Annotated in this window: 2 protein-coding genes; both read left to right on the forward strand. The window is 26.6% G+C overall.

Annotated features, from left to right (window positions below; genetic code table 11):
- Positions 1 to 169: 169 nt before the first annotated feature.
- Positions 170 to 1,405, forward strand: coding sequence for a competence/damage-inducible protein A (locus KQI16_RS05065; RefSeq protein WP_216432613.1), 1,236 nt, complete (start codon positions 170 to 172; stop codon positions 1,403 to 1,405).
- A 169-nt stretch (positions 1,406 to 1,574) separates the two neighbouring features.
- A complete protein-coding gene (locus tag KQI16_RS13205) occupies positions 1,575 to 2,519 on the forward strand; it encodes a CPBP family intramembrane glutamic endopeptidase (protein WP_216432614.1) in 945 nt (314 codons plus the stop codon).
- Positions 2,520 to 2,856: the final 337 nt, after the last annotated feature.

The raw sequence follows: 2,856 nt of genomic DNA on the forward strand, positions 1-2,856 counted from the left end.
CTAATGGAGATTACTATATTAATGCTAATAAGGTGAAATAAAAAGCTATCTAGAATAGGAAAACCTATTTTAGATAGCTTAAAATTTTAAAAATAATAGTTAAAATATTTTAATATTTAAAATTTTATGTGATAAAATGAAATTAATACAAAAAAAGGAAGGATGAAAAATGAAAGCAGAAATAATTGCAATAGGAACAGAGATACTTCTTGGAGATATAGTAAATACAAATGCTCAATATTTGGCTAAGGAATTAGCATCTTTAGGAATAGATGTTTATCATCAAAGTGTAATTGGTGATAATGAAGAAAGAATTATGGAGGGGCTTTCTAAGGCTTTTAAAAATTCTGATATTATTATTACTACAGGAGGACTTGGTCCTACACAAGATGATATTACCAAGGAAGTTGGAGCAAAATTATTTAATAAAGAATTAGTACTTCATAAAGAATCCTTAGAATGGATTAAAAAATATTTAAAAACAGAGGATGAGTATACATTAGAGGCTAATAAGAAACAGGCTTATGTACCAAAAGATTCTATAGTATTAAAAAATCATTATGGAACAGCACCTGGAATAATAATAAATGAAAATAATAAGATATTAATTATTTTACCAGGGCCTCCCAAAGAAATGAAAAAAATATTTGAAGAATATGTAAGAGACTATTTAAAGGACATTACAGGAAACATAATAAAATCAAAAACTATTAGAATGTTTGGAATTGGCGAAAGCGTTATGGCAAAAAAAGTTGACCATTTAATTAAAAATGCAAAGAATCCAACAGTTGCGCCTTATGCCAAGGAATCAGATGTTATCCTAAGAATAACTGCAAAGGCTAATAGTGAAGAAGAATGTGATAGTTTAATAAAACCTGTATATGAAGAAATAAAAAGTATATTAGGAGAATATATATATGGAGAAGATGAAGATTCATTAGAAAAGGTAGTTGCAAATATGCTTTGTGATAAGAAGATTAGTATATCTACTGCTGAATCCTGTACAGGAGGTCTTATTGCAGCAAGTTTAGTTTCATATCCAGGAATATCAGAGGTTTTTATGGAGGGAGCTGTAACTTACTCTAATGAATCAAAGGTTACAAGACTTGGTGTTAAAGAAGAAACTTTAAATAAGTATGGTGCAGTAAGTAAGGAAACTGCAGAAGAAATGGCTGTAGGAATTGCAAAAACTGCAAAAACTGATATTGGAGTTTCAACAACAGGAATTGCAGGTCCTGGTGGTGGAAGTGAAGAAAAACCAGTTGGCTTGGTTTATATAGGATTATATATAAAAGGAAAAACAATAGTAGAAAAGTTTAATATTAATGGTGATAGGGAACAAGTAAGAAAAAGGGCAACATTAAATGCTTTGAACATGATAAGAAAGGAACTTTTAAATTTATAAGAGGCGAAAAATAAGCCTCTAATTTAAAATTTAGAGGCTTATTTTCGTATATAAATAAAATGGGGGAGAGGCTATCTTAGAAGCATTGTGCTTCATTAGAATTATCTCCACTAATTTTATTAATTATACATCATTTATTATTAAATTAATTAGGAGGAGTATTTTTATAGTGAAAAAAGTTTTAAGAGCTAATTTATATTTTTTAATAATATTAGTATTAGAGATTGTACTACCTGTTTTTTTAGGACAACTATATTATCTATTAAATATTACTGATACAAGAGTGACACTTCTTTTGAATCATATTATTTTATTTATAATACCTGCTATAGTCTATTTAATTATAACAAAGGCTTCTTTTAAGAAGACATTAAAGTTAAATAAACTAAGATTAAAACAGATATTCTTGATTATAGTATTGTCATTTGCAGTACAGCCTATTATGTCTTTTTTCTCCTTAATAGGTAGTTTCTTTTTTACAAATGAAATAGGAGGGTTTGTATCTGAAATTTCCTCTATGCCTTATATATTGCTTTTAGGCCTTATTGCTGTATTACCATCAATATCTGAAGAAATAACAATTAGAGGAATAGTTCTATCTGGTTATGAAGAAAAAAATAAGTATATTGCAACTGCAGTAACAGGTTTATTTTTTGGAATTCTCCATTTAGATCCACATCAATTTTTATATACAACAATATTAGGTTTTATATTTGCTTTAGTTGTTAGAATAACTAATAGTATATATTCCTCAATGTTAATGCATTTTATTATAAATGGGACATCAGCAACATTAGCAAAATTAAGTAATTTATTTATGCAAGGGATAGAAACAGTAAATGAAACAAAGGAATTGACATTAAAATATTTAAATCTTTCAGAAAAACTATCCATGTTATATTTTTTTGGAGCTTTAGCTGCGTTTTTTGTTGTTATAGTATATTATATACTTAGAAAGCTTGAAAAAGTAAGTACTGAAGAAGTAAATAATGAAAGAAAAATTATAGAGTTAGATTATGGTTTTAGAAATACAGATGGATTAATTGAAGAAGATAGAATAATAAATATTCCTTTTATCCTAGCAATAATAATATTAATTGCAGAGGTTGGGTGAAAGCAGAAGACTTCAGCATATTTTCCGAAGAATTATATAAAAAATAAAAGTATATACTTCACTTAAAGCTGTGAAGATATATACTTTTTTAATTTAAATAATTTTAAACATGACAATAATATATATTATTATTGCTAGGATAAAAGGAATATTTATTATTCTATCTTCTTTAATTAATCCATCTGTATTTCTAAAACCATAATCTAACTCTATAATTTTTCTTTCAGAAAAACTATCCATGTTATATTTTTTTGGAGCTTTAGCTGCGTTTTTTGTTGTTATAGTATATTATATACTTAGAAAGCTTGAAAAAGTAAGTACTGAAGAAGTAAATAAT

Source organism: Caproiciproducens sp. MSJ-32 (genome assembly GCF_018918055.1).
GTDB lineage: Bacteria > Bacillota > Clostridia > Clostridiales > Clostridiaceae > Clostridium.